The 25130-nt window shown below is 68.1% G+C and carries 24 protein-coding genes; 3 read left to right on the top strand and 21 right to left on the bottom strand.

From position 1 onward, the window contains the following. Positions 1–2: 2 nt before the first annotated feature. The 5 genes from rfbD to ACMV5O_RS16030 all read right to left on the bottom strand — a co-directional run bounded on the left by rfbD (position 3) and on the right by ACMV5O_RS16030 (position 6582). Positions 3–893: a dTDP-4-dehydrorhamnose reductase gene (rfbD, locus tag ACMV5O_RS16050; protein ID WP_416164399.1), complete on the bottom strand. Its 891-nt coding sequence runs from the start codon at positions 891–893 to the stop codon at positions 3–5. Further along, the gene (gene rfbB, locus ACMV5O_RS16045) at positions 890–1972 is read right to left on the bottom strand and encodes a dTDP-glucose 4,6-dehydratase (protein WP_416164398.1); all 1083 of its coding nucleotides are present in this window, start codon (positions 1970–1972) and stop codon (positions 890–892) included. Before rfbB ends, rfbD begins: the two co-directional genes overlap by 4 nt. A gap of 81 nt (positions 1973–2053) precedes the next feature. Then, the gene (locus ACMV5O_RS16040; protein ID WP_416164407.1) at positions 2054–3205 is read right to left on the bottom strand and encodes a lipocalin-like domain-containing protein; all 1152 of its coding nucleotides are present in this window, start codon (positions 3203–3205) and stop codon (positions 2054–2056) included. Positions 3206–3283: 78 nt separating this feature from the next. Further along, positions 3284–5908: an FtsX-like permease family protein gene (locus tag ACMV5O_RS16035; protein ID WP_416164397.1), complete on the bottom strand. Its 2625-nt coding sequence runs from the start codon at positions 5906–5908 to the stop codon at positions 3284–3286. Then, on the bottom strand, positions 5905–6582 hold the full coding sequence (locus ACMV5O_RS16030; RefSeq protein WP_416164396.1) for an ABC transporter ATP-binding protein: 678 nt from the start codon (positions 6580–6582) through the stop codon (positions 5905–5907). The genes ACMV5O_RS16035 and ACMV5O_RS16030 overlap by 4 nt, the downstream gene beginning before the upstream one ends. A gap of 156 nt (positions 6583–6738) precedes the next feature. Here ACMV5O_RS16030 and hpnC point away from each other — a divergent pair, with 156 nt between their 5' ends. From hpnC to hpnE, 3 genes are read left to right on the top strand one after another with little or no spacing between them, the layout of a single operon-like run. Then, entirely contained in the window at positions 6739–7593 is an 855-nt protein-coding gene (hpnC, locus tag ACMV5O_RS16025) for a squalene synthase HpnC (protein ID WP_416164395.1), read from the top strand. Continuing rightward, a complete protein-coding gene (hpnD, locus tag ACMV5O_RS16020; protein WP_416164394.1) occupies positions 7590–8423 on the top strand; it encodes a presqualene diphosphate synthase HpnD in 834 nt (277 codons plus the stop codon). The genes hpnC and hpnD overlap by 4 nt, the downstream gene beginning before the upstream one ends. A gap of 4 nt (positions 8424–8427) precedes the next feature. Then, positions 8428–9750: a hydroxysqualene dehydroxylase HpnE gene (hpnE, locus tag ACMV5O_RS16015; RefSeq protein ID WP_416164393.1), complete on the top strand. Its 1323-nt coding sequence runs from the start codon at positions 8428–8430 to the stop codon at positions 9748–9750. A gap of 77 nt (positions 9751–9827) precedes the next feature. Here hpnE and ACMV5O_RS16010 read toward each other — a convergent pair whose 3' ends face one another. The 16 genes from ACMV5O_RS16010 to frr all read right to left on the bottom strand — a co-directional run bounded on the left by ACMV5O_RS16010 (position 9828) and on the right by frr (position 25129). Then, the gene (locus ACMV5O_RS16010; protein WP_416164392.1) at positions 9828–10973 is read right to left on the bottom strand and encodes a M14-type cytosolic carboxypeptidase; all 1146 of its coding nucleotides are present in this window, start codon (positions 10971–10973) and stop codon (positions 9828–9830) included. A 54-nt stretch (positions 10974–11027) separates the two neighbouring features. Then, positions 11028–11813, bottom strand: a complete 786-nt coding sequence (gene yaaA / locus ACMV5O_RS16005) for a peroxide stress protein YaaA (RefSeq protein WP_416164391.1) — start codon at positions 11811–11813, stop codon at positions 11028–11030. Positions 11814–11956: 143 nt separating this feature from the next. Then, positions 11957–12445 (bottom strand): hypothetical protein, encoded by a 489-nt coding sequence (locus ACMV5O_RS16000; RefSeq protein ID WP_416164390.1) that lies wholly within the window; start codon positions 12443–12445, stop codon positions 11957–11959. A 137-nt stretch (positions 12446–12582) separates the two neighbouring features. Then, complete coding sequence (locus ACMV5O_RS15995; RefSeq protein ID WP_416164389.1) at positions 12583–13371, bottom strand: TrmH family RNA methyltransferase; 789 nt, start codon at positions 13369–13371, stop codon at positions 12583–12585. A gap of 7 nt (positions 13372–13378) precedes the next feature. Beyond that, positions 13379–13993: a ribonuclease HII gene (gene rnhB / locus ACMV5O_RS15990; protein ID WP_416164388.1), complete on the bottom strand. Its 615-nt coding sequence runs from the start codon at positions 13991–13993 to the stop codon at positions 13379–13381. Beyond that, the gene (gene lpxB / locus ACMV5O_RS15985) at positions 13990–15141 is read right to left on the bottom strand and encodes a lipid-A-disaccharide synthase (RefSeq protein ID WP_416164387.1); all 1152 of its coding nucleotides are present in this window, start codon (positions 15139–15141) and stop codon (positions 13990–13992) included. The genes rnhB and lpxB overlap by 4 nt, the downstream gene beginning before the upstream one ends. 15 nt (positions 15142–15156) lie before the next feature. Beyond that, the gene (gene lpxA, locus ACMV5O_RS15980; protein WP_416164386.1) at positions 15157–15927 is read right to left on the bottom strand and encodes an acyl-ACP--UDP-N-acetylglucosamine O-acyltransferase; all 771 of its coding nucleotides are present in this window, start codon (positions 15925–15927) and stop codon (positions 15157–15159) included. Further along, positions 15924–16361 carry a 3-hydroxyacyl-ACP dehydratase FabZ gene (gene fabZ / locus ACMV5O_RS15975; protein ID WP_349769702.1) on the bottom strand — a complete coding sequence of 146 codons (438 nt, stop codon included), beginning with the start codon at positions 16359–16361 and terminating at the stop codon, positions 15924–15926. Before fabZ ends, lpxA begins: the two co-directional genes overlap by 4 nt. 3 nt (positions 16362–16364) lie before the next feature. Beyond that, the gene (lpxD, locus tag ACMV5O_RS15970) at positions 16365–17399 is read right to left on the bottom strand and encodes a UDP-3-O-(3-hydroxymyristoyl)glucosamine N-acyltransferase (protein ID WP_416164385.1); all 1035 of its coding nucleotides are present in this window, start codon (positions 17397–17399) and stop codon (positions 16365–16367) included. 15 nt (positions 17400–17414) lie between these two features. Beyond that, positions 17415–17915, bottom strand: a complete 501-nt coding sequence (locus ACMV5O_RS15965) for an OmpH family outer membrane protein (protein ID WP_416164384.1) — start codon at positions 17913–17915, stop codon at positions 17415–17417. A gap of 34 nt (positions 17916–17949) precedes the next feature. Beyond that, positions 17950–20307 (bottom strand): outer membrane protein assembly factor BamA, encoded by a 2358-nt coding sequence (gene bamA, locus ACMV5O_RS15960; RefSeq protein ID WP_416164383.1) that lies wholly within the window; start codon positions 20305–20307, stop codon positions 17950–17952. An 8-nt stretch (positions 20308–20315) separates the two neighbouring features. Further along, a complete protein-coding gene (gene rseP / locus ACMV5O_RS15955; protein WP_416164382.1) occupies positions 20316–21680 on the bottom strand; it encodes an RIP metalloprotease RseP in 1365 nt (454 codons plus the stop codon). Beyond that, the gene (gene ispC / locus ACMV5O_RS15950) at positions 21680–22879 is read right to left on the bottom strand and encodes a 1-deoxy-D-xylulose-5-phosphate reductoisomerase (RefSeq protein ID WP_416164381.1); all 1200 of its coding nucleotides are present in this window, start codon (positions 22877–22879) and stop codon (positions 21680–21682) included. The genes rseP and ispC overlap by 1 nt, the downstream gene beginning before the upstream one ends. 47 nt (positions 22880–22926) lie before the next feature. Continuing rightward, on the bottom strand, positions 22927–23748 hold the full coding sequence (locus ACMV5O_RS15945; RefSeq protein WP_416164380.1) for a phosphatidate cytidylyltransferase: 822 nt from the start codon (positions 23746–23748) through the stop codon (positions 22927–22929). Then, on the bottom strand, positions 23741–24523 hold the full coding sequence (gene uppS, locus ACMV5O_RS15940) for a polyprenyl diphosphate synthase (protein WP_416164379.1): 783 nt from the start codon (positions 24521–24523) through the stop codon (positions 23741–23743). The genes ACMV5O_RS15945 and uppS overlap by 8 nt, the downstream gene beginning before the upstream one ends. A 48-nt stretch (positions 24524–24571) precedes the next feature. Next, positions 24572–25129 carry a ribosome recycling factor gene (gene frr / locus ACMV5O_RS15935; protein ID WP_324538449.1) on the bottom strand — a complete coding sequence of 186 codons (558 nt, stop codon included), beginning with the start codon at positions 25127–25129 and terminating at the stop codon, positions 24572–24574. Position 25130: the final 1 nt, after the last annotated feature.

Below are 25130 nucleotides of genomic sequence, written 5' to 3'. Positions count from 1 at the left end.
GTTCAGTTCAGGATTTCGCGCAGCATGCGGGCGACGCCATCGCGCCAGTCCGGCAGGTACAGGCCGAAGCTGCGCCGCAGCCGGCGGGTATCAAGGCGGGAGTTCAGCGGGCGGACGGCGGCCGTGGGGTAGTCGGTGGTGGCAATCGGTGCGATGGATTGCACCTTCAGTACCTGGCCCAGGTTACGGGCCTGCTGCACGACGAATTCGGCGTAACCGTGCCAGCTGGTCACACCCGCTGCGGCGAGATGGTAGGTGCCATCGAGCTCGCGACGCCCCATGGCGCTACGGATCGCGTGCGCGCTGACGTCGGCGATCAGGTCGGCCCCGGTGGGGGCACCGAACTGGTCGGCGATCACGGTGAGACGCTCGCGCTCGGCCGCAAGCCTGAGCATCGTGCGGGCGAAGTTGCCGCCGCGCGCGGCGTGCACCCAGGAGGTGCGAAAAATCAGGTGGCGACAGCCGCTGGCGCGGATCGCCGCCTCGCCCTCGAGCTTGCTGTGCCCGTAGACCGACAGCGGCGCGGGGACCGCGTCTTCGGCCCAGGGCGCGTCGCCGCTGCCGTCGAAGACGTAGTCGGTCGAATAATGCACCAGCAGCGCATCGCGCGCCGCGGCCGCGCGCGCGATCACGGCGACGGCCTCGGCATTCACGGTCCGGGCCAGCGCCGGCTCGGTCTCGGCCTTGTCCACCGCGGTGTAGGCGGCGGCATTGACGATGACGTCGGGCTGGATGCGAGCCACGCTGGCGGCCAGCGCATCCAGCCGGGTCAGGTCACCGCACAGCCCGCCATCGGCATGGCGATCGAGGGCGACGAGCTCGCCCAGCGGCGCCAGTGCGCGCTGCAGTTCCCAGCCCACCTGGCCGTTCTTTCCCAGCAGCAGAATCCTCACGCGCCGGCTCCCGCACTATTCTCGCGTCCGGCGTAATTGCGCGTGAGCCAGTCGCGATAGGCACCGCTCTGCACGTTGGCCACCCAGCCAGGATGGTCGAGATACCACTGCACCGTCTTGCGGATTCCGGTGGCGAAGGTCTCGGCCGGCTTCCAGCCCAGTTCGCGTTCGATCTTTCGCGCATCGATCGCGTAACGCCGGTCGTGGCCCGGGCGATCGCTGACGTAGGTGATCAGGCGGCTGTAGCTGCCGGCGGCGTCGGGGCGCAACTCATCGAGCAGCGCACACAGGGTGCGTACGATGTCGATGTTGGCGATCTCGTTCCAGCCGCCGACGTTGTAGGTCTCGCCCACACGGCCACGCGCGAGCACTTCGCGGATCGCGCCGCAATGGTCGCCGACATACAGCCAGTCGCGCACATTGAGGCCGTCGCCGTAGACCGGCAAGGGCTTGCCGGCGAGCGCATTGACGATCATCAGTGGGATCAGCTTCTCGGGAAACTGGAAGGGGCCGTAGTTGTTGGAGCAGTTCGTGGTGAGCACCGGCAGCCCGTAGGTGTGGTGCCAGGCGCGCACCAGGTGGTCGCTCGCTGCCTTGCTTGCCGAATACGGGCTGTTGGGCTCGTAGGCCTTGGTTTCGGCAAACGGCGGATCCGCCGGGCCGAGCGAACCGTATACCTCGTCGGTGCTGATGTGCAGGAAGCGGAAGGCTTCGCGCTCACCGGCGGGCAGGCCGCCCCAGTAGGCACGCGCGGCCTCGAGCAGGCTGAAAGTGCCTTCGACATTGGTGCGGACGAAGGCGCCCGGGCCGTGAATGGAGCGGTCGACGTGGCTTTCGGCTGCGAAGTGCACGATGGCGCGCGGCCTGTGCTCGGCCAGCAGTTGATCGATCAGGGCGCGGTCGCAGATGTCGCCATGGACGAAGCGGTAGGCCGCCCTGCCCTCGAGGCTGGAAAGGGTCTCGAGGTTGCCGGCATAGGTCAGCGCATCGAGGTTCAGTACCGTTTCATCGCTGGCGGCCAGCCAGTCGAGGACGAAATTCGCGCCGATGAAGCCGGCGCCGCCTGTCACGAGAATCACCTTACCGCCCCTGCACTGATCGCAAAGCCGCGATTATGGCATCGGGAAGGCGGCCCCAATAGGTGCAAATCCACACTGCGCTCACATCTGCAGGCGCGCGGCGTAGCCGGTCATCTCGAGGTAGCCCTGGCCGATCTCGGTCTCCTCGCCCGCGCCGTCGCGCTCGAACACGTGCACCGCGCCCTCCCAATAGATCGCCCCGGTGGAGCTGCGGCTGTCGAGCTCCTGGTCGTCCAGCAAGGGGCGCAGCCTCAGGCTGCGCTCACCGGCCAGCACCACCTCCCACTCCACCGGGTACTCGATGCCGGTGCGGGGTGAGCGCCAGTGCCGCAGGGGGATGAAGCGGACCTCGTCGGCGGCGTAGATGCGGGCCGCACCCGTGGCGTCGCTGAGGGTGGCGGCGTGCCAGAGCGCACCGCCCTCGGCGTCGCGCATCTGGAAGGCCATCAGCCCGCTGCCGTCGTGCAGATTGATGCCGATCCAGTCCCAGCCACGCGCGCCCTCGGGCAGGATCTCGCTCGACCACTCATGGTCAAGCCAGGCGTGCCCTTCGACCGCGAAGGGCTCGCCGTCCAGCCGCAACTGCCCCCTCACCGCCAGGTGCGGGCGGCTGTAGTAATAGCTCGCATTGATCGGATCCGGCGCCTTCTGGCTGAAGCCCGCCTTGCCATTGAGCACCGGCGCGCGGTCGGGCACGAACTCGAGCTCGAAGCCGAAGTCCTCGGCGTCGATGCGGCTGCGGTAAGGCGCGAGCGTGCTGTCTCCCCCCTCGAGAAACCAGCCATCGACGCTGACCGAGGTGCGCCCCGGAACGGCGTCGGCAAGCCCCGGATACGCGCGCGCCGAGCGCTCGGCGTGGCGCAGGCGGCCGTGCGCAGGGTCGGCCACCGCCGCGTGGGCGAGGATCAACTGGCGCGGCGCAAACAGGCTCGGATTGTCTTCGCCGATCAGGGTGCGCACGCGAAAGAAGGTGAGCTGGAAGCCGCGCTCGACCCCGGCCGCATCACGCAGCCAGCCGGTGATGTACCACCATTCGGTGCGGTAGTCGGGATGGGCGCCGAAGTCGCGCGGAAAGCTCAGCGCCTGCCCGGGGCGCACCGGGGGGTAAGCGCCCTGCTCCGCCGCGCTGCGGGTCTGGGCACTCACCCCATCGCCCTGCTCGCCTTCCGCTCCCGGTCCTCCGTTATCCGCCGCGCCGGCCACCACGGCGGCAAACAGGCAGGCAAGCATCAGCAGCCATCCGAGGGTCCGACCAGGGCGCGAGCTGCACCCGGCTGCCAATACGGTGTTCATCTGCATCTCGTCCCCTTGCTACCAATCCGCCTTGACCGCGAGCACCGCCGAGCGCTGCATCGCGTGGCGCCCGGCCAGGCGCGCCACCAGCGCCGCCAGCGCGACCAGGCTGGACGCGAAGACGCCGAGTACCAGCCAGGGCACGGCCAGGTCCATGCTCCAGTGAAAGCTCTGGCGGTTGATGACCTCGATCAGCACCCAGGCGATCGCCCCGCCCGCCAGGGTTCCGGCAAGCACGCCCAGTCCGGCCGTGAGCGCGCCCTCGAAGGCGATCAGGCGGCCGATCTCGGCGCGCGTCAGGCCGAGGTGACGCAGCATGCCGAACTCGCCCTGGCGCGTGGTCGCCAGCGCGGCGAAGGTGGTGGCGATGCCGAACAGACCGATCAGCACCGCCACGGCCTCCATCAGGTAGGTGATCAGAAAAGTGCGATCGAAGATCTGCAGGCTCAGCGCGCGGATCTCGCCCGGCAGCGCGATCGTGATGTGCTCGGCGCCGAAGCGCTGGCGCAGGGCCTCGGCGACGGTGGCCGGCTCCACCCCCGGGGTTACGCGCAGTGCCGCATCGTTGACGCGCGTGTCGCCGGTCAGCGCGACGTAATCGGCTTTTTCGATGAGGGCCGCGCCGTACTGGCGGGCATAGTCGCGCCAGATGCCGACGACGATGAAGCGCTGCAGGCGGCCGCCAAGCGGCAGCTCGAAGTGGCGGCCAGGCGCGAGCCGATGGCGATCGGCCGCGGCTTCCGACACCCAGATCGGCGGCAGCGTGGCATCTTCCGGCACCCGCATCGACCCCGCGACCAGTGGCAGCCCCCAATTGCCCTGCGCCGGCCGCGCCAGCACGCTGAACAAGGGCTCGGCGTCCGACAAGCGCAGATTGACCAAGCGCGTCGTGTCGACGCTGGCGACGCCGTCCACCGCCGCGATGGCAGCCAGCGCCTCAGGGTCGAGATAGCCGCTGGCCGATGATGACGAGGCCCGCACGTAGAGGTCGGCCGGCAGGACCTGCTCGAGCCAGTCATCTACCGACACACGGAAGGAACTCACCATGATCGCCATCGACACCGCCAGCGCCACGCTGGCGATCACCCCCGCCCCCGCCACCACTGCCTGCGCCGGGGTGGCGCTCAGGCGCGCATGGGCCAGGCGCCACAAGGCGCTGCGACTGTGCGCGAGTAGCGGCAGCACCGCACGCGCCAGCGCCGGCAAGGCGAGCACGGCCGCCGCCAGGATCAAGGCCACCGCGCCATAGCCGCCCACCGGAATCCCCGAGAGGGGCGGCAACAGGCAGGCCAGGCCCGCCAGCGCGAGCAGCAGCACCGCAGTCCGGCCGCGCGCGCGCGCCTGCGGTAGGCCCGCACGCTCGCCTTCGCCTGCGCGCAGCGCACGCGCCGGTGGCACGCGGGCTGCCTCACGCGCGGGAATCCAGGTGCCGGCCACCCCGGCGCCGACGCCCAGGAACAGGTAGGCCAAGCTCAGCGCCGGATCGAAAGCCAGTGTCGGGCTCAGGCCGCGAAAGAAGCCCGCGCCGAGGTCGCCGCCGACGAAGCGGAAGGCCCCGCCGGCAAGCGCATAGCCCAGGGCCACGCCGACAGCGCCGCCCACCGCGCCGACGATCGCCCCTTCGGCGAGCAGGCCCCGCATGAGTTCGCGGCGTTCGAGTCCGAGCGCGCGCAACAGGGCGAACTCCCGCCGCCGGCGCGCGACCGATAGCAGCTGCGTCGAGAACACCAGAAAGCCGCCGGTCAACAAGGCGATCGCCGCCAGCATGGTGAGGTTCACCCGATAGGCGCGCGACAGCGTGCCGACTTCGCTCGCCGCCGCCTCCGGCACACGCAGGCTCACCCCGGGCGGCAGCAGGGCTTCGAGTGCGAGGCGGGCCGTGCTCAGCGCCACCCCGTCGGCGAGCCTGAGGTCGATGCGGCTGAGTGTGCCGAGACGTTCGAAGTGCTGCTGCGCCCCCGCAATATCCATCACCGCAATGCGCCCGCTTGCGCCCGGCAGCTGCCCCGCGACGCGCAGGCGCAGGCTGCGCAGGCCCGACTGGGCAAGCAGATAGCCGTCGCTGATCGCCGGAGGCTGCAACTCGCCGCTCGCCGACCGATAGCGCTGCGTCAGCACGGCACGCGCATCGGCGCTCAGGAACAGGTTGTTCGGCTGCAGCGCGGCCAGCCGGCCGTCTCCCCCCGTTCGGCTCGGCTCAGCATCGCGCGCCCCCCTGGCCTCATCGCCCCCCTCGTTACCGCCCACCTCGCCTGCGGCCTCGCGATCGGCAAGCGGCATCAGCGCGGGCTGCACCCGCATGAGCCGGAACAGATCGACACCAAGGATGCGCAGGCTGTCGTCGCGCCCGGGCAGCCGCGCCTCGATTTCCAGCACGGGACTCGCTTCGGCGACCTCCGCGCGACGCGCGAGCAGGGGGTAGATGCCTTCATCGAAGCCCTCGCGGGGCCCCACCACCTGCAGGTCGGCCTTGCCTGCGAGCAGGCGCACGCCGCGACCGAACTCGTCCAGTGCGGCGCCGTGAATGAGCTGCACCGCCAGGCCAAGCGCGACCCCCAGCGCGATCGCCAGCAAGGACAGCGCGGTCGCCAGGCGGCGGCGCAGCAGGCTGGCCAGGAACACCCTGCGCAGGCTGCTGTTCATGACCCTACCGTGATGTCGCGCAGCCCGTCGGGTCCGAGCTCGAGCACGCGGTCGGCGCGTGCGGCCGCGGCGCGCGAGTGGGTGACCAGCACGCCCGCCGCGCGGTTGGCGCGGATCTGCTCGAGCAGCAGGTCGAGCACGCCCATCGCACGACCGGGGTCGAGGTTGCCGGTGGGTTCATCGGCCAGCACGAGCTGCGGCTTGTGCACCAGCGCCCGGGCAATCGCCACGCGCTGCAGTTCGCCGCCCGAGAGTTGCTGCGGTGGGTCGAGCGCGCGTGGGCCCAGTCCGACCCGTGCCAGCATGTCCTGCGCGCGGCGTGCGGCCTCGGCCTCGGGGCATTGCAGCAGCCATAGCGGCAAGGCCACGTTCTGCAGCAGGTTCAGGTGCGGCAGGATGTGAAAGGCCTGGAACACGAAGCCGTAGTGCGAGCGCCGCAGGCGGGCCATGGCGTCGTCGGCGAGCTGCTCGACGCGCTGCTCGCCGACGCGGATCTGGCCGCGGTCCACCGGCTCGAGGCCGGCAATGCAGTTGAGCAGGGTGGACTTGCCGGAACCGGACTCGCCTACGATGGCCACGCATTCGCCGTCCGCCACGCGCAGCGCGAGCGCATCGAACAGCACGCGCGGCGGCGTGCCGGGAAGGGTCTTGCACAGTCCGGAAAGCTCGAGCATGGAATCCCCGCAGGCACCGGCACACGGTGCGTGGGCCGAGAAGCGACCGCATTGTGTCATCGGCCACCGCCGAAAGTTGCATCGCTGCGGGGTATACTCCGGCCGCCTTGCGATGAATTCACCGGCCCGCGGTGACATCCGCCTCATGTCCACGCGATGCCGGTCGAGCACTACGAGAACTTCCCTGTCGCATCCCTGCTGCTGCCGGCGCGCCTGCGCGAGCCGGTCGAGGCCATCTACGCCTTCGCCCGCAGCGCGGACGACGTCGCCGACGAGGGCGACGCGCCCGGCATCGCGCGGCTTGCGCGCCTGCAGGACTACCGCATCGCGCTCGAAGCCTGCGCGCGCGGGGTGGCGGTGCGCGATGCGGAGCTGGCGCCCCTGTTCGAACGTCTCGGACGCGCGATCCGCGCCCACGGCCTGCCGCTGCAGCCCTTCCGCCACCTGCTCGACGCCTTTGCGCAGGATGTCGGCAAGACCCGCTACCGCGACTTCGACGAGCTGCTCGACTACTGCCGGCGCTCGGCAAATCCGGTCGGCCGGCTGATGCTGTGCCTGTACGGCGCCGCCACGCCCGACAACCTGCGCCGCGCCGACGCCATCTGCACCAGCCTGCAGCTGATCAACTTCTGGCAGGACGTCGCCATCGACTGGGACAAGCAGCGCATCTACCTGCCGCTGGACGATCTCGCCCGCCACGGGGTCGACGAAGCCTTGCTCGAGCGCGCGCGGTCTGGAGCCTTGGGCGCGGAGGACGCGGCGCGCTGGCGCTCGCTGATGGCTTTCGAAGTGCAACGCGCACGGGGCATGATGGGCGACGGCGCCCCCCTCGCGCTGGCCCTGCCCGGCCGCCTCGGCTGGGAGCTGCGCCTGGTGGTGCTGGGCGGGCTGCGCATCCTGGAGCGGCTCGAGCAGGCAGACTACGACGTCTTCCGCCGCCGCCCGACGCTGGCTGCGGGCGACTGGCTGCGCCTGGGATGGCGCGCCCTGAACTACGGAAAAAGCGCATGAATCCGCACGACTACTGCCAGGACAAGGCCGCCAGGAGCGGCTCGAGCTTCTACTACAGCTTCATGTTCCTGCCCGCCGAGCGACGTCAGGCCATCACCGCGATGTACGCCTTCTGTCGCGAAGTGGATGACGTGGTGGACGAATGCCACGACCTCTCCCTGGCGCAGGCCAAGCTCGAGTGGTGGCGGCAGGAGGTCGCGCGCACCTACGGCGGCACCCCCACGCACCCGGTGGGCCTCGCACTCAAGGACGTGCTCACGCGCTTCAGCCTGCCTCAGGAGCAGTTGCTCGAGATCATCGATGGCATGGCGATGGACTTGTCGCAGACACGCTACCTCGACTTCAAGGCCCTGCAGTTGTACTGCTACCGGGTGGCCAGCGTGGTCGGCCTTCTCGCGGCCGAGATCTTCGGCTATCAGGACCGCCAGACGCTGAAGTATGCCCACGACCTCGGCATGGCCTTCCAGCTCACCAACATCATCCGCGACGTCGGCGAGGATGCGCGCCGCGGCCGCATCTACCTGCCGATCGAGGACCTGCAGCGCTTCAACGTGCCGGCCAAGGACATCCTCGAGGCGCGCTACTCGGATGCCTTCCGCGCCCTGATGGCCTTCCAGGCCGAGCGCGCCGAGCGCTTCTACGACCAGGCCTTCGCCCAATTGCCGGCCGTCGACCGCAAGGCGCAGCGGCCGGGGCTGGTAATGGCCGCCATCTATCGCACCCTGCTGCGCGAGATCGCCGCCGACGGCTTCATGGTGCTCGATCGCCGCACCTCGCTCACCCCGCTGCGCAAGGTGTGGCTGGCGGGCACGACCTGGTTCAAGGGCTGATGCGATGAGCGTGCCCGTCGTCGCGGTGATCGGTGCCGGCTACGCCGGGCTCGCCTGCGCGGTCGAGCTTGCGCGCGCCGGCGTGCACGTGACGGTGTTCGAACGCTCGCACACCCTCGGCGGGCGGGCGCGGGTGGTGCACAAGGAGCATCACCGCGGCATCGACAATGGCCAGCACATCCTGATCGGCGCCTACAGCGAGCTCACCCGCCTGCTGCGCCTCACCGGCTGCTCGCCCAAGCAGTTGCTGCACCTGCCGCTGACGCTGCACGTGCCGGGCCGGCTGCACCTGAAGGCTGCCGCCCTGCCCGCGCCCTTTCACCTCGCGCTCGGCCTGCTGCGTGCCAAGGGGCTTGATTGGGCCGACCGCCTGGCCATGCTGCGGCTGATGCGCTGGCTCAAGAAGCGCGCCTTTCGCGTCCCGCCCGACATGACGGTCACCGGGCTGTTGCGCGAGACCCGGCAGACGCCGGCCCTGGTGCAGCTGATCTGGGAGCCGCTGTGCGTCGCGGCGCTCAATACGCCCGCCGCCGATGCGGCGGCCCAGGTCTTCGCCAACGTGCTGCGCGACAGCCTTGCCGCCGGTGCGGCCGCGAGCGAGCTGCTGCTGCCGCGCGTCGACCTGTCCGAGCTGTTTCCGGTGCCGGCCGCGCGCTTCCTGGCCACCCGTCGCGGCCGGCTGCGCACCGGCAACGCCATCGAGGCGATCCGCCCGGTCGCTGGTGGCTACCGCCTGGAAGGCGATCCGGGCAGTCAGCCGTGGCCACAGGTCGTGGTGGCCACCGCCCCCTACCACGCCAGCGGCCTGCTCGCGAGCACGGGCGGCTGCGATCGTCTGGCGGCGCAGATCGACGCCCTCGAGCATGAGCCGATCGTGTCGGTCTATCTGGCCCTCGGCAAGGGCCTGCGCCTGCCCGAACCGATGATGGGACTCGTCAGCGACGGCGTCGCCAACCCGGCGCAGTGGGTCTTCGACCGCGGCCAGCTCGGCGGCACCGAGGGCTTGCTGAGTTGCGTGATCAGCGCCCATGGCGCGCACGAATCGCTGCCGCGCGACGAGCTCATCCTCGCCACCCACGCCCAGCTCGAGCGCCAGCTCGGCCGGCGGCTGCCGTCGCCCGAGTGGTCCCAGGTCATCGTCGAGAAGCGTGCCACCATCGCCTGCCGGCCCGGCATCCAGCGCCCGGGGAACCGCACGCCGCTGCGCGGTCTTTGGCTGGCGGGCGACTACATCGATTCGGACTATCCGGCCACGCTCGAATCCGCCGTGCGCTCGGGCGTGGCCTGCGCCAACGCCATCCTCGCCGAGCTCGGCCGCGCTGCGTAGGGCCACCGCATCCGACCCCCGCACGCCCGCCGCGCCAGCACAAGCCGCTCGGCCAAGAGACTGCGGGGGCGTTTGAATCAGCGCCCTGCCGTGCCGGCGCCGTGCTGCAGGTGGCGCCACACCGGGCTCAGCATCGCCGCGCCCAGGCGCTTGCTGCGGGCGCCGTCCCAGCCCACCTGCGCGTCGGGCAGGAGGGCGTTGTCCTTGAACGGCATCTCCAGCGTCAGCGACACGCAGCCGAAGCGATGCGCCACCCACTTGCTCGCCAGGGTCAGCAACTCCTCGCCGAAGCGCCCGGGCTGGTAGCCTTCGCGGGTCTGGAAATCGGCGCTCACTGCGGCGAAGGCCTCGATGAAGCGGGCCTGGGCGGCGGCGGCCTCGGCGCCGAAGCCCGGCACCTCCTCCGCGGTGGAGAAGAAGACGTAGGGCAGCGCCTCGTCGCCGTGGATGTCGAGGAACAGCCCACACCCGGTGCGCTCCATCCTTTCGCGCACCAGGAAGACCTCGGGGCTTGCCACGGGATCGGGCGTGCGCCATTCCCGGTTCAGGTTGCGTCCGGCGGCGTTGGTGCGCAGGTTGCCGCGCACCGCGCCGTCCGGATTCATGTTCGGCACGATGTAGAGCACGGCCTGTTCGCGGATGCTGCGGGCGACGGGATCGGCCTCGTCGAGCAGCCGTTCGAGCAGCCCCTCGATGAACCACTCGGCCATGGTCTCGCCCGGATGCTGGCGCGCGATGATCCACACCGGCACCCGTCCACGCCCGCTTTGGCCGACAACGACGAGATCAAGGTCGCGTCCTTCGACCGTGCTGCCCAGGTCGCACACCTGGACGAATGGCGACTGCGCCACACGGCCGATCAGGTCGAGGTGGCGTTCGTACGAATAGGGTTCGAAGTAGGCGTAGAAGATGCTGTCGTGCTCGGGCGTGTGCTCGACGATGAGCTCGCCGTTCTCGTAGCGGGTGCCGGCGAGGCGAAACCAGTGCTGGCGATCGTATGAAGCCACGCAGCGGTAGTCCGGCCAGCCGTCGGGATAGGCGGCGCTGGCGGCGTTCTCGAACACCATGCGCACCGGCGTGCCCGCGGCGCCCTGCAGGCGAAAATGAAACCACTGGTGGAAGTCGGCCGCGTTGTCACTGCGCAGGCGCAGACGAATGGCTTGCGGGTCGTCGAGGCTGAGCACCTCGATCGCGCCGGCATCGAAGCTCGAGCTGATCTTCATGCATGTCCTTGCTGGTGTGGCGTGCCCCGCCCGTCGGGGGCACGCATATCGGGCTCAGCCTTCGCGGCGGCGGAACACGGGCCGATCGACGTCCGATGCGTCGGCGGCAAAGGCGTAGCCCTCGCTGTCGAAGTGCTCTAGGCCCTCGACGGTGTCGATCCGGTTGCGGATCACGAAACGGCTCATCAGGCCGCGCGCCCGCTTGGCGTAGAAGCTGATGATTTTGTAGCGCCCACCCTTCCAGTCCTCGAACACCGGCGTGACCAGCCGCGCTCTGAGCTTCTTCGGCTTCACCGACTTGAAGTACTCGTCCGAGGCCAGGTTGAGCAGCACACGCCCATGCCCCGCTGCCTCCTCGGCGTCGAGCAGGCGATTGAGTTCGTCGGTGATGCGTTCGCCCCAGAACTCGTAGAGGTTCTTGCCGCGCGCCGTGGCCAGGCGCGTGCCCATCTCGAGGCGGTAAGCCTGCATGAGGTCGAGCGGGCGCAGCACGCCGTACAGCCCCGACAGGATGCGCAGGTGGTCCTGCGCCCACGCCAGCTCGTCCTCCGACAGGCTGGGGGCATCCAGCCCTTCATAGACGTCGCCGTTGAAGGCGAGCACGGCCTGCTTGGCGTTATCCGGCGAGAAAGGGCGCGACCAGCTCGCGTAGCGGGCGACGTTGAGGCTGGCAAGCGGATCGGACAGCGACATCAGCTCGGCGATCTCGGCGGGCGAACGCTGACGCAGCACCTCGATGAGCGCTTCGGAGTGGTCGAGGAAATCGGGCTGGGTGTGACGGGTGGTCGTCGGCGGCGTCTCGTAGTCGAGCGCCTTGGCGGGAGAGATGACAAGGATCATGGCGTGGGTCGGTCATGGCGGGCCCTGTGCCCGGAGCAGCCGCGATGGTAACGCGAATCGGCTTCCGAATCGCCCATGGGGGCGATGCGCGCGCTCAATCGCGCCGCATACCCCGCCTCGGGCTGGAACCGCACAGGCGCGGCCTACATCACCTCGAGCAGACGGGCGGAGAGCTCGTCGGCGCGCTTGCGGCCGATGCGCGACTCGCTGACCGATTGCAGCCATTCGTCGAACAGGGCGCGCAGCTCCTCGGCCCGCTGCGAGGCGTGGATGCGCTTGACGAGGTCGAGCTTGGCGTAGGGGCCATTGAAGGTGCGCAGGGTGTTCATCATGAAGTCGCGTGCCACCTGCAGGTCCCTGCCCTGTCCGCCGGGCGGGACGAAAGCTGCGCTCGCGCTGGCCGCTGCGTCGGACTCGCGCTGCGCGCCCTGCTCCGTCGCCTCGATGTAGCCGCTGTCGATCAGGGTCTGCAAGCTGAGCTGCGCGTGTTCGTCGCCCGACAGGGCGCGCAGCTCCGCCGCGCCCCGCTCGCCATCGACCAGGATCAGCAGGCGGCGCGCCCGCGCGCCGAGCGCGCCGCTGCGGGTAGAAATCTCCTGCTGCCCCGCCGGGGTCTTGCGGTAGGCCGTCATGGGTCTGTGTCTCCTCGCCGAGGATGCGGCCTTGTGGCCGTCTGTGATGCGCTCGCGCCGAGTGCGCGGGCATGTCGCAAGCATCGAATCCAGGGCCGCCGGCGTCAACACGCCACGGTGTCGGTGACGTGAAGGATTTAACGCAGGCCGCGCTGGCGGCGCTGTTCGAACAGGCAGACGGCGACCGCCGCACCGACGTTGAGTGATTCGACGCCAGCCGCCATGGGAATCGTCACGCACCGATCGGCCGCGGCGAGGAGCGCCGGCGACAGGCCCTGCCCTTCGGCGCCGAACAGCCAGGCCACCGGGCCCTGCAGGTCGAGCGCGTAAAGTGGGCCGGTGTCATCCGCCAGCGCGGTGGCGACTCGGCAGCCCGGATAGCCCGCCAGGCGCGTGCAGGCATCGACGCGCTCCTCGATATGGAGCACGAAATGCGCGCCCATGCCCGCGCGCAGCACGCGGGGTGCCCACGCCTGGGCACAGCCCTCCGTGAGCAGCACATCGCGCAGCCCGGCGGCGGCGGCCGTGCGCAGGATGTTGCCCAGATTGCCGGGATCCTGCACCCCATCGAGCACCAGGACATCGGCTTCGAGCGCGCGAGGCGGCGCCATCGACGGCAACTCGATGAGTGCCACCAGACCGGACGGTGTATCGACCGGGCTGATGTGGGCAAACAGCGCATCGGATAGCAACACCTGCTCGACGGCTGCCGGTGCGTGCTGCAGCAGGCGCTGATGCTCGGGCCGTCGAAGTCCGCTGTCGGACACGAACAGCGCCTTGAGCGGCCATTCGAGGTCGAGCGCCGCCTCGATCAGGTGAGCGCCATCGAGCAAGGTCTCGTTGTGCTTGCGCCGATCGCGGGCGGATTCAGCGAGTGCGTGCAGGCGCTTGAGCGTCGCGTTGTCGCGCGAGCGGATCTCCCTCATCGCAGCCTCAAGCGGTCGGGGCGCGGCCGAGCAGCTTGCGTACCGGGGCGAAGCTGCGGCGGTAGAAATCGGCGACGCCGTGGCGCTGCAAGGCAGCCAGATGCGCGGCAGTGGGATAGCCCTTGTGCGCCGCCAGGCCATAGTGCGGCCAGGCCGCGTCGAGCACGCGCATCGCTTCGTCGCGCGCCGTCTTGGCCAGGATCGAGGCCGCGGAGATCGCCGGCTCGCTGGCATCGCCCTTGATGATCGCGCGCGCCGGATAGGGCAGCGCGGGGCAGCGGTTGCCGTCCACCAGCACCAGGCCGGGTGCGGTCGGCAGCGCCATCACCGCGCGCTGCATGGCGAGCATGGTCGCGTGCAGGATATTGAGGCGATCGATCTCCTCCACGCTGGCCTCGGCCACCGCCCAGGCCAGCGCGCGCTCACGGATCAGCGGGGCAAGGCGGTCGCGTGCCGCCTCGCTCAGCTTCTTGGAATCGTTGAGGCCGGGGATGGGACGCTGCGGATCGAGAACCACGGCGGCCGCCATCACCGGGCCGCACAAGGGGCCACGTCCCGCCTCGTCGACGCCGCACGCCCGCGCCTCTGCGTCGCGCTGCGCCGCGAACAGGTCTGGGGTCATGCCGCGTGTCCGCGCAGGTAGGGGAGGATGGCCTCGGCCGCCTTGGCCGCGGTGTCCTGGCGCAGCGTCAGATGCAGCTCGGTGAAGCGCGCCTCGAGCGCCGCCCGGCGCTCGCCGTCCTGCAACCAGTCCTCGATCGCGTCCGCCAGGCGCTCGGGATTGGCGTCGTCCTGCAGCAGTTCGGGCACGATGCCCTGGTTGCACAGAATGTTGGGCAACCCCACCCAGGGCAGATAGGCCATGTGCTTCATCAGCCGGTACTGCCACTTGCCGATGCGGTAGGTGATGACCATCGGCCGCTTGAGCAGCGCCGCTTCCAGGCTTGCCGTGCCGCTCGCCACCAGCACCACGTCGGCCGCCGTCATGGCGTCGACCGCATGACCGAACAGCATGCGGATCGGCAGCTCGGTGGCCTCGTTGCGGTACAGCGCCTCCTCGAACAGCAGGCGCGTCTCGCGCGTCGCAAGCGGCACGATGAAGCGCAGCTGCGGATTGCGCTCGAGCAGGCAGCGTGCGGTGGCGATGTAGGTGTCGGCCAGATTGCGCACTTCGGACTGACGACTGCCCGGCAACAAGGCCACGATCGGCCAGTCGGCACCCAGCTCGAGCCGTTCGCGCGCGTCGCTGCGATCGGGGTGGAGCGGAAAGACGTCGGCGAGCGGGTGACCGACGTAGCTCACCGGCACGCCCGCGCGCTGGTACAGTTCGGGCTCGAAGGGAAACAGGCACAGCATGCGGGACACCGAGCGCGCGATGCGCTTGATGCGACCACCGCGCCAGGCCCAGATCGACGGGCTGACGAAGTGGATGGCGGGCATGCCCGCCTCCTTGACCTTGCCCTCGAGCCACAGGTTGAAATCGGGGGCGTCGACGCCGATGAAGGCGGCCGGCCGTTCGCGCCGGATCTGGCCGAGCAGCTCGCGGCGAACACCGGATAGCTCGCGATAGCGCTTGAGGGCGTCGACATAGCCATGCACCGCCAGCAGCTCGCACGGCCAGCGCACCTCGAAACCCTCGGCCTGCATCTTGGGCCCGCCGATGCCGAAGAACTCCGCATCGGGCAGGTGCTGGCGCAGGGCGCGGATGAGGTGGCTGGCGAGCAGGTCGCCGGAAGCTTCGCCGGCGACCATGGCGATACGGACCGTCATTGCCTCGTCAAGCCCTCAGCGCACGAGGCCGCGACCCGAGGCGGCAATGAAATCGGAGAACAGGGCGACCTCGGCATGCTCGCCGGCAATTTCGGCAACGCGCTGGCGGGCTTCGTCGAGCGACAGCCCCGAGCGGTACAGCGCGCGGTAGGCGCGCTTGATGGCGGCAATGCCCGCGGCCGAATAACCGCGCCGCTTGAGGCCCTCGCTGTTGATGCCGTGCGGCTTGGCCGGATTGCCGGCGACGGTCACGAAGGGCGGCAGATCCTGCAGCAGCACCGTACCGACCCCGCAAAAGCTGTGCGCACCGACGCGACAGAATTGATGCACGCCGGTGAAACCGCCCAGGATGGCCCAGTCCCCCACATGGACGTGGCCCGCCAGGGTGGCGTTGTTGGCGAAGATCGTGTGGTTGCCCACCACGCAGTCATGGGCGACATGGACGTAGGCCATGATCCAGTTGTCGTTGCCGACACGGGTGACGTGCGCGTCCTGGCTGGTGCCGACGTTGAACGAGCAGAACTCGCGGATCGTGTTGCGATCGCCGATCTCCAGCCGCGTGGGCTCGTCGTCGTACTTCTTGTCCTGCGGGCTGGCGCCGATCGAGCAGAACTGGAAGATCTCGTTGTCGCGTCCGATGCGGGTATGGCCTTCGACCACGACGTGCGGCCCGATGCGCGTACCCTCGCCGATCTCGACATGCTCGCCGATGATCGAGTAGGCACCAACGCTGACGTTGGCGCCGAGCCTGGCGCCGGAGTGAACGATGGCGGTCGGATGGATCATAGCGTCTTGATCGCGCACATCAGTTCGGCCTCGGCGGCGAGCTCGCCGTCCACGCTGGCCGTCGTCTTGTACTTGTAGATGTTGCGCTTGCTGTGGGTGATCTCGACGTCGAAGATCAGCTGGTCGCCCGGCACCACCGGGCGCTTGAAGCGCGCCTTGTCGATGCCGGCGAAGTACACCACCGAGTTGTCGTCCGGCTTGACGTTGCTGCTCTTGAACGAAAGCAGCGCGGCGGCCTGCGCCATCGCCTCGATGATCAGCACGCCGGGCATCACCGGATGATGAGGAAAGTGCCCCGGGAAGAAGGGCTCGTTCATGGTCACGTTCTTGAGCGCACGCGCACGCACGCCGGGTTCCATCTCCAGCACCCGGTCCACGAGCAGGAAGGGGTAGCGATGCGGGAGGTACTGCAGGATTTCCTTGATGTCCATGATGTTTCAGCCCGGAGTGCGGTCCTGGGGACCGTCATTGTCTTGTTCGAGTTGGCGGACGCGTTTGGCGAGCGCGTCCAGGTGGCGCAGGTGGGCGAAGTTCTTCACCCAGTCGGCGTGGCTCTGCAGGGGCAGATTGCTGGTGTAGACGCCTGGCTTGGGAATCGACTTGGCGACCAGGGTCCATGCCGACACCACCACGTCGTCGGCAATGGTGAGGTGGCCCGAGATCCCGGCCTGGCCGCCGATCATGCAGCGCGCGCCAATCTGGGCGCTGCCGGCCACTCCGGCGCAGCCGGCCATGATCGTGTGCTCGCCGATGCGGACGTTGTGGGCGATCTGGATCAGGTTGTCGAGCTTGACGCCGTCGCCGATCACGGTGTCGTCGAGCGCGCCGCGATCGATCGTGGTATTGGCGCCGATCTCGACCTCGTTACCGATCAGTACGCGGCCCGTCTGCGGGATCTTGACCCAGGCACCGGACTTCTCACGCGCAAAGCCGAAACCGTCGGCACCAATTACCACACCCGAATGGAAGATGCAGTCGTCTCCGATCACGCAGTCGTGATAGATCGTGACGTTGGCGGCAAGGCGCGTGCCGCGGCCGATGCGCGTACCGCGGCCGACGTGACAGTTCGGTCCGATCACCACCTCCTCGCCCAGCACCACGCCCTCCTCGACCGACGCACCCGGACCGATCTGCACGCTCGCGGGAACCGCGCAGGCGACGGCAGCGAGCCGATGCACGCCCGGCTGCACGGCCGGCGGCGGGCTGAACAGCTGCGCCACGCGCGCGAAGTACAGGTAGGGGTCGGAGGTGAGGATGAGGGCGCGGTCGGCGAGCTGATCACGCACGTCCGGCGCGACGATGAGCGCGCTCGCCGCGCAGCACTTCACCTGGGAGAGGTACTTGCGGTTGGCCAGGAAGGCGAGCTCGCCCTCGCCCGCCTTCTCGAGGGTGGCGACGCGCGAGACCGCGATGGTGCCGTCGCCATGGAGTTCGCCGCCTAGGCGATCGACCAGTTCTTGCAGTCGGAACATGCGCGCCGCGCGGACTTACTTGGCGTCGGACAGGGCCTTGATGACCTTGTCGGTGATGTCGATGCTCGGGCTGGCGTAGACCGCCTCCTGGAAGATGATGTCGAACTTCTCGCTTTCCGCGATCTGCTTCACCGAGCGGTTGGCCTTGTCCAGCACCGAAGCGAGCTCCTCGTTGCGACGCTGGTTGAGGTCCTCGCGGAACTCACGCTGCTTTCGCTGGAAATCACGGTTCAGGTCGTTCAGCGCGCGCTCCTTGGTGCGACGATCGTTCTCGCCCATGGTGGTCGCGTTGCGTTCGAGGTCATCCTGCATCGACTTGAGATCGCGCGCCATGCGCTGCAATTCCTGGTCGCGCTTCTCGAACTCCTTCTCCAGGCGCTGCTGGGCCCGAACAGCGGGTGCCGCCTCGCGCATCACGCGGTCGGAGTTGACGAAGCCGATCTTGGTCTCGGCGATGGCGCCCTGCGCGATGCCGAGCAGCGCCGCCGCAACCAGGGTAAGGGTACTGACTTTCACTTATGCCTCCGGATGAAACTCGATCGCCGACAGCTTAGAACACGCTGCCAAGCTGGAACTGGAACCGCTGGATCTCGTCATTCTCTTCCTTCTTGAGCGGGTGGCCGAAGCTGAACTTCAGCGGCCCGATCGGCGAACTCCACGAGAACGCCAGGCCGGTACTGTAGCGCAGGTCGCTGAAGCGCACGCTTTGTGCCACGAAATTGTCGCTGCCGAGGGGCTGTTCGTCCTCACCCCATACATAACCGGCATCGAAGAAGGCCGAGATTCGGAAGGAGCGATCCTGACCCGCTCCCGGCATCGGGAAGTAGAACTCCGCATTGCCGACCGCCTTGCGCGTACCGCCGGTCGAGGTCACGTCGCCATCGGTGTCCCGGAACTTGGGACCGATTGAGCCCTGGTCGAAGCCGCGCACCGAGCCAATGCCGCCGACGTAATAGTTCTTGTAGAAGGGTACATCCTTCCCGCCAAAACCCTTGGCGTAACCGACGTCGGCGTTGAGCATCAGGGCGTAGTCGCGCCCAATCGGGAACCAGTGCTGATACTGGTAGCCGATCTTGCCATAGCGCAGGTCGCCGACCGGCACCGTGACCTCGCCGTACAGGCGCTGGAAGCTGCCTGCACGCGGGTAGATAAAACTGTCCCGGCTGTCACGCGACCAACCGATGGTCGCCAACAGGCTGCTGACGGTCACCTCGCCAATGCCGTCGGGATTGTTGCAGCCGCCGTAATCGCGGCAGAAGTCCTTGTAGAGCTTCGGGCTCAGCGAATACGTCGTGATCTCGGTCTGGTCCGCGGTGAGGCCGAAATTGATCTGGTCGTCCTCCGCAATCGGCCAGCCCAGGCGGATACCAGCGCCGGTGGACACCGTCTTGTACGGCGACACCGAATCCAGTTCGTCGGCATCGTAGGTGCGGTGGTACAGGTCCCAGCCCAGGCTCACCCCATCGACCGTGTAATACGGATTTGTGAAGGACAGCGCCAGGGTGCGGCTCGACTGGCTGGTATTGAGGCCCAGGGTCAGCGCGTTGCCGCTGCCAAACAGGTTCTGCTGCGCGATCGAGGCCGACAGCACGATGTTCTCGGCGCTGGAGAAGCCCGCACCCAGCATCAGGTTGCCGGTCGGGCGCTCCTTGACGGTGAAGTTGACGTCGACCTGGTCGGTCGTCCCCGGCACGGCGGGCGTCTCGACATTGACCTCGTCGAAGAAGCCCAGGCGGTCGATACGCGTGCGCGAGCGGTTGATCGCGGACGCGTCGTACCAGCCGCCTTCCATCTGCCGCATCTCGCGCCGCACGACCTCGTCGCGGGTCTTGGTGTTGCCGCCGACGTTGATGCGACGCACGTACACACGGCGCCCCGGATCGACAAACACGGTGAAGGCGACTTCGCGCTTTGCCTTGTCGACCTCGGGCGCGGCATTGACGTTGGCAAAAGCATAGCCCTCGTTACCGAGGCGGTCGGTGATCGCCTTGGTGGTTTCAGTCAGCTGCTCGCGCGAGAAGGTGTCGCCCGGGCGGATCTTCGTCAGCGCGAGATATTCGGACTCGGGGATGATCAGGTCGCCGGTGAAGCGCACGCCGCTGACGGTGTACTTTTCGCCCTCGGTGATATTGACCGTGATGTAGATGTCCTGCTTGTCGGGCGTGATCGAGACCTGGGTCGAGTCGATGTTGAAATCGAGATAGCCCTGGTTCAGGTAGAAGGAGCGCAGGGTCTCGAGGTCGGCCGCAAGCTTCTGGCGGGAATACTGGTCGTTCTTGGTGTACCAGGTGAGCCAGCCCGGCGTGGTGAGCTGCATCTGGTCGAGCAGATCCTTGGCCTTGAAGGCGTTGGCGCCGACGATGCTGATCTGGCGGATCTTGGCGACGCTGCCCTCCTCCACCGCAAAGTTGATGCCGACGCGGTTGCGCTCGAGCGGCGTCACTGTGGTGGTGATGGTGGCGGCGTACTTGCCCCGCGACAGGTACTGGCGCTTGAGCTCCTGCTCTGCGCGCTCGAGCAGTGCGCGGTCGAAGATGCGGGACTCGGCGAGACCCACCTCGCGCAGGCCCGCCTTCAGCGCGTCCTTGTCGAATTCCTTCACGCCCACAAAAGCGATGTCCGCGATCGCCGGGCGTTCATCGACCAAGACCACGATGACCTCACCTTCGGTCTCGATGCGCACGTCGCTGAAGAACCCAGTGGCAAAAAGCGCCCGGATGGCCTCAGCGGCTTGTTCCTCGGTAAAGCGTTCTCCCACGCGGACCGGCAGGTAGTTGAAGACCGTGCCCGCCTCGGTGCGCTGGATGCCCTCCACCCGGATGTCCTGAACCACGAAGGGGTCGAACGCAAAAGCCGGGGCAGCGGCAAAGAGGGCCATGATGAGCCCGGGCAGGAGCTTGCGATTCATGCGGGATTTCAGCCGGAAATGAGACGATTGATGTCGTTGTAGAAGGCGAATGCCATCAGCATTACAAGGAGGACGAGGCCGATCTGCTGACCGATCTCCATGACGCGCTCCGGAATCGGACCGCCCTTGATGATTTCGACGGTATAGTACAACAAGTGTCCACCATCCAGAACCGGGATGGGGAGCAGGTTCAGGACCCCCAGACTGATGCTGATGAGGGCCACGAACTTGAGGTAATGACTGAGTCCGAGTTGGGCGGTCTGGCCCGCGTAGTCGGCGATGGTGACCGGCCCGGACAGGTTCTTCCACGACACTTCGCCGGTGAACATGCGGCCGATCATCTTCAGGCTCAGCACGCTCGTCTCCCAGGTCTGGCGCACCGCCTTCACCAGGCCCTCGACCGGCCCATAGCGGACCTCGGCAAACATCGACAGCCCGCCCGGCGCGGGTTCGGCCACGCCGACACCGATGCGACCGACGCGCTCACCGTTCTCGCTTGCCTCATCGGGCGTGACGAAAAGCTCCATGACGCTGCCTTCACGCGCGATCTCGAAGCGCAGCATTCTTCCGGGCGCTTCGCGCACCGTCTGCACCAGCTCTGTCCAGGCCTCGATCGGCGTCGCCTCGATCGCGACCACCTCGTCGCCCGATCGCATGCCCGCGCGCTCGGCCGGCCCGCCTTCGACCAGGCGTCCGATGATGGCAGGGATTGCCGGGCGCCAGGGCTTGAGCCCGATGCGTGCGATCAGGTCGGTCCCGGCCTCGTCGATCGGCACGCCTTTCAGGTCGAGCCGACGAAAGGCCTCGACCTCCTCCAGCGTGCGCACCTTGAGCATCACCTCGCGATTGTCGAGCGCGTGCTGGAGCAGGACCCAGCGCAGGTCCTGCCAGCTTCGCACCGGCTCCTCATCCACCGCCACCACGAGGTCACCGTCGCGCACGCCCGCTGCCTCGGCGATCGCCGGCGTTTCCGACAGCGCAACGCGCGGACGCAACTCGTCCGTGCCGGCGACGAACAGCCCCCAATACACCACGATCGCGAGCAGGAAGTTGGCCAGCGGCCCGGCCGCGACGATCGCGAAACGCCGATACACGCTCTGACGGTTGAAGCTGCGATGCAGCTCGGCGGGCGCGACCGGTCCCTCGCGCTCGTCGAGCATCTTCACGTAGCCACCGAGTGGGAAGGCGGCCAACGACCATTCGGTGGCGTCACGTCCGGCCCGTCGGGTGCACAAAGGCTTGCCGAAGCCGATCGAAAACCGCAGCACCTTGACACCGCACCAGCGCGCGACCAGGTAATGCCCCATCTCGTGCACCAGAATCAGCACACCGAGGGCCAGCGCAAAAGGAACGAGGTAGTTCAGCAGATTCATCAGACAGCCTGTCGGTTGCAGATCTCGCCGCGCGCCCAATCGCGGGCACGGGCGTCAGCGGTTAGCACCGCCTCCAGCGAATCGACCGCGAGGCAGTGGCTACGTTCCAGGCAAGCCTCGATCACACGCGCGATGTCGAGAAAGCCAATGCGTCGATCGAGGAAGGCAGCGACCGCCTCCTCGTTGGCGGCGTTGAGCACCGCCGGTGCCGCCCCGCCGCTGCGCAAGGCCTCGAACGCCAGACGCAGACAGGGGAAGCGCGTGAAGTCGGGGCGCTCGAAGTCGAGTCGCGCGATCTCGAACAGGTCGAGTGGACGTACGCCTGCGTCGATGCGTTCAGGCCAGGCCATCGCATGGGCGATCGGCGTGCGCATGTCGGGATTGCCGAGCTGGGCGATGACCGAGCCGTCAGCGTATTCGACCATAGAGTGGATCACGCTCTGACGATGGACGACGACCTCGATCATGTCGACCGGCGCACCGAACAGCCAGTGCGCCTCGATCACCTCCAAGCCCTTGTTCATCATGGTCGCCGAATCGACCGAGATCTTGCGCCCCATCACCCAGTTGGGATGGGCGCAGGCCTGATCGGGCGTCACCTGCGCAAGGCTGTCGAGCGGACGCTCGCGGAACGGGCCGCCCGAAGCGGTCAGCAGCACGCGGCGCACGCCTGCCCCCTGCGGGTCGCGCGCGTAGCCCTGCGGCAGGGCCTGAAACACGGCGTTGTGCTCACTGTCGATCGGCAACAGACGAGCGCCGCTGTCCGCCACCGCGTTCATGAACAGCTGGCCCGACAGCACCAGCGCTTCCTTGTTGGCTAACAGCACCTTCTTGCCGGCACGCGCAGCGGCCAGCGTCGGGCGCAGGCCTGCGGCGCCAACGATCGCAGCCATCACCATATGAACCTCGGGTGCGGCGGCGACCTGCTCGAGCGCCGCCGCACCGCTCAGCACCTCGGTCGTGCTGCCCGCGGCACGCAGTCCTGCCGCAAGCTGCGTGGCGGCTGCGCTGCTGCCCATCACCGCATAGCGTGGCGAGAACTGCAGGCACTGCGCAAGCAGCTTGTCGTGCTGGCTGTGGGCGCTGAGGGCGAAGACCTCGAAGCGTTCGGGATGGCGGGCGACCACGTCGAGCGTGCTCTGACCGATGGAGCCGGTGGCGCCGAGTACGGTGATGCGCTGCAATACGGTTTCAGCCATGAAGGATGCGTTCCTGGTCGGGAGTCGTGCCGAGCGGCCGGCAGGAATCAGTGTGCGAGCAGGACCGAGGCGAGCGCGACGATCGGCAAAGTGGAGGTCAGGCTGTCGATCCGATCGAGGATGCCGCCGTGTCCGGGCAGGATGTTGCCACTGTCCTTGATGCCGGCCTGGCGCTTGAGCAAGGATTCAAAAAGGTCGCCGATGATGCTGATCGCGGTCCACGCCACCAGCGCCAGCCCGATCACCAGCGCTCCGCCGGCCTGACTGGCGCCGAGCCAGACGAGCACGCCAATGCCGTAGAGCAGCACGGCTGCCACGGCCCCCATCGCCCCCTCCCAGGTCTTGCCGGGACTGATGCCGGGGGCGAGCTTGTGCCGACCAAAGGCGCGACCGGAAAAATAGGCCGCGATGTCGGCGACCCAGACCACCGCCATCGTGCCGAGCAGGATCCAAGGGCCCACCGTGCGCAGGTGGGCGAGCGCGAGCGCGGTCGGGATCAGCACGATGAAGCCGACCAGCGAGGCCAGCATCGGGCTGCGCAGCGTCCACTTGCGCGCCAGCCAGGCCGGCACGATGAGGATCCAGAACAGCGCGCTGATCGCGTACAGCGGCAGCAGCAGGGGTGTGCCCGCCAGCGAGCCGCTGCCGAGGCCGGCGAGGTAGCCGAGCATCAGGCAGGAAAGCGCAAAGACCACGGCAGTGGACATGCGCAGCGGGCGCTCGAAGCGCGCCAGCCCGCCCCACTCCCAGGCTGCGACGCCGCACAGCGCCGCGCAGATCACGAGCCAGGCGAGCGGCGGCAACAGGAAGACTGCACCGAGCAGTCCGGCAAGAAGCAGGACGGCGGTGATGACCCGGTCCTTAAGCATTCGGTCCTTCGGCCTCGACGGCAGCTTTCAGTTGTTCGCTGGTGCGGCCGAAGCGGCGCTCACGGCCGTGGTAGGAACGGATTGCCTCGTCGAGTGCGGCTGCATCGAAGTCGGGCCACAGCGTGTCGGTGAAGTACAGCTCGGTGTAGGCGAGTTGCCAGAGCAGGAAATTGCTGATGCGCTTCTCGCCCCCGGTGCGGATGAAGAGGTCGGGCTCAGGGGCGTAAGACATTGACATCTCGGCGGCAAGCTCATCCTCGCTGAAGCCGTCGCGGCGTTCGGGATGCCGGGCCATCAGGCGCGACATCGCGTTCAGGATGTCCCAGCGTCCACCGTAGTTGGCCGCCACCGTGAGGTGAAAGCGCGTGTTGGCGGCGGTCAGGGACTCGGCCTCGCGGATGATGGAGACCAGCTGCGCGTCGAAACGCGACAGGTCGCCGATGACGCGAAAACGGATGCCGTTCTCGTGCAGTCGTGCGACCTCCTTCTGCAGCGACTTGAGGAACAGCTGCATCAGGAAGGACACCTCGTCGGCGGGCCGGCGCCAGTTCTCGGAGCTGAAGGCGAACACGGTGAGATACTCCACGCCGCGCTCGATGCAGCCGCGAATCACCGCCCGCAGGGCCTCCACGCCGCGGCTGTGCCCCGCGACGCGGGGCATCAGGCGTTTGCGGGCCCAGCGTCCATTGCCGTCCATGATGACGGCGATATGACGCGGCACCGACGTCACCTCGGGAATATCCCGGGTGGAGCTCTTGAACCGTCCACCGGCCATGATCCGCCTCCTGTTCTTCTCTGCTGCGAACAGCCGATCCAGGCCGGATCAGATCTGCATCAGTTCCTGTTCTTTCTGCGCAAGCAGCTTGTCGATCTCACTGACGTAGCGGTCGGTGAGCTTCTGGATGTCGTCCTCGCCGCGTCGCTCGTCGTCCTCCGAGATCAGCTTGTCCTTGACCGCATCCTTGAGCTGCTGATTGGCGTCTCGACGCAGGTTGCGGATCGCGATCTTGGCGTTCTCGCCCTCGTGGCGCACGACCTTGGTGAGGTCACGGCGACGCTCCTCGGTGAGCGCCGGCATCGGCACGCGCAGTAGCTCGCCCATGTTGGCCGGATTGAGGCCAAGGTCGCTGTCACGGATGGCCCGCTCGACCTTGCCGAGCATCGGCTTTTCCCAGGTCTGCACGCCGATCGTGCGAGCATCGATCAGCGTGATGTTCGCGACCTGGTTCACCGGCACCATGGAACCGTAGTACTCGACCATGACGTGATCGAGCAGACCGGTATGGGCACGGCCGGTGCGCACCTTGGCGAGGTCGGCCTTGAGGGCCTCGACCGACTTCTGCATCTTGGTCTCGGCGTTCTTCTTGAGTTCGGCAATCATA

The organism is Thauera sp. WH-1, assembly GCF_047806685.1.
Lineage (GTDB): Bacteria > Pseudomonadota > Gammaproteobacteria > Burkholderiales > Rhodocyclaceae > Thauera.
Note: the sequence above shows the minus strand (reverse complement) of the source record. Positions and strands in the feature narration are given on the sequence as shown.

What these genes read in the sequence shown, in the direction of transcription:
- ACMV5O_RS16035 (WP_416164397.1), bottom strand. Translation starts at nt 5,908, where the DNA reads ATGAACAGCAGCCTGCGCAGGGTGTTCCTGGCCAGCCTGCTGCGCCGC.
- ACMV5O_RS16030 (WP_416164396.1), bottom strand. Translation starts at nt 6,582, where the DNA reads ATGCTCGAGCTTTCCGGACTGTGCAAGACCCTTCCCGGCACGCCGCCG.
- hpnC (WP_416164395.1), top strand. Translation starts at nt 6,739, where the DNA reads ATGCCGGTCGAGCACTACGAGAACTTCCCTGTCGCATCCCTGCTGCTG.
- hpnD (WP_416164394.1), top strand. Translation starts at nt 7,590, where the DNA reads ATGAATCCGCACGACTACTGCCAGGACAAGGCCGCCAGGAGCGGCTCG.
- hpnE (WP_416164393.1), top strand. Translation starts at nt 8,428, where the DNA reads ATGAGCGTGCCCGTCGTCGCGGTGATCGGTGCCGGCTACGCCGGGCTC.
- ACMV5O_RS16010 (WP_416164392.1), bottom strand. Translation starts at nt 10,973, where the DNA reads ATGAAGATCAGCTCGAGCTTCGATGCCGGCGCGATCGAGGTGCTCAGC.
- yaaA (WP_416164391.1), bottom strand. Translation starts at nt 11,813, where the DNA reads ATGATCCTTGTCATCTCTCCCGCCAAGGCGCTCGACTACGAGACGCCG.
- ACMV5O_RS16000 (WP_416164390.1), bottom strand. Translation starts at nt 12,445, where the DNA reads ATGACGGCCTACCGCAAGACCCCGGCGGGGCAGCAGGAGATTTCTACC.
- ACMV5O_RS15995 (WP_416164389.1), bottom strand. Translation starts at nt 13,371, where the DNA reads ATGAGGGAGATCCGCTCGCGCGACAACGCGACGCTCAAGCGCCTGCAC.
- rnhB (WP_416164388.1), bottom strand. Translation starts at nt 13,993, where the DNA reads ATGACCCCAGACCTGTTCGCGGCGCAGCGCGACGCAGAGGCGCGGGCG.
- lpxB (WP_416164387.1), bottom strand. Translation starts at nt 15,141, where the DNA reads ATGACGGTCCGTATCGCCATGGTCGCCGGCGAAGCTTCCGGCGACCTG.
- lpxA (WP_416164386.1), bottom strand. Translation starts at nt 15,927, where the DNA reads ATGATCCATCCGACCGCCATCGTTCACTCCGGCGCCAGGCTCGGCGCC.
- lpxD (WP_416164385.1), bottom strand. Translation starts at nt 17,399, where the DNA reads ATGTTCCGACTGCAAGAACTGGTCGATCGCCTAGGCGGCGAACTCCAT.
- bamA (WP_416164383.1), bottom strand. Translation starts at nt 20,307, where the DNA reads ATGAATCGCAAGCTCCTGCCCGGGCTCATCATGGCCCTCTTTGCCGCT.
- rseP (WP_416164382.1), bottom strand. Translation starts at nt 21,680, where the DNA reads ATGAATCTGCTGAACTACCTCGTTCCTTTTGCGCTGGCCCTCGGTGTG.
- ispC (WP_416164381.1), bottom strand. Translation starts at nt 22,879, where the DNA reads ATGGCTGAAACCGTATTGCAGCGCATCACCGTACTCGGCGCCACCGGC.
- ACMV5O_RS15945 (WP_416164380.1), bottom strand. Translation starts at nt 23,748, where the DNA reads ATGCTTAAGGACCGGGTCATCACCGCCGTCCTGCTTCTTGCCGGACTG.
- uppS (WP_416164379.1), bottom strand. Translation starts at nt 24,523, where the DNA reads ATGGCCGGTGGACGGTTCAAGAGCTCCACCCGGGATATTCCCGAGGTG.
- frr (WP_324538449.1), bottom strand. Translation starts at nt 25,129, where the DNA reads ATGATTGCCGAACTCAAGAAGAACGCCGAGACCAAGATGCAGAAGTCG.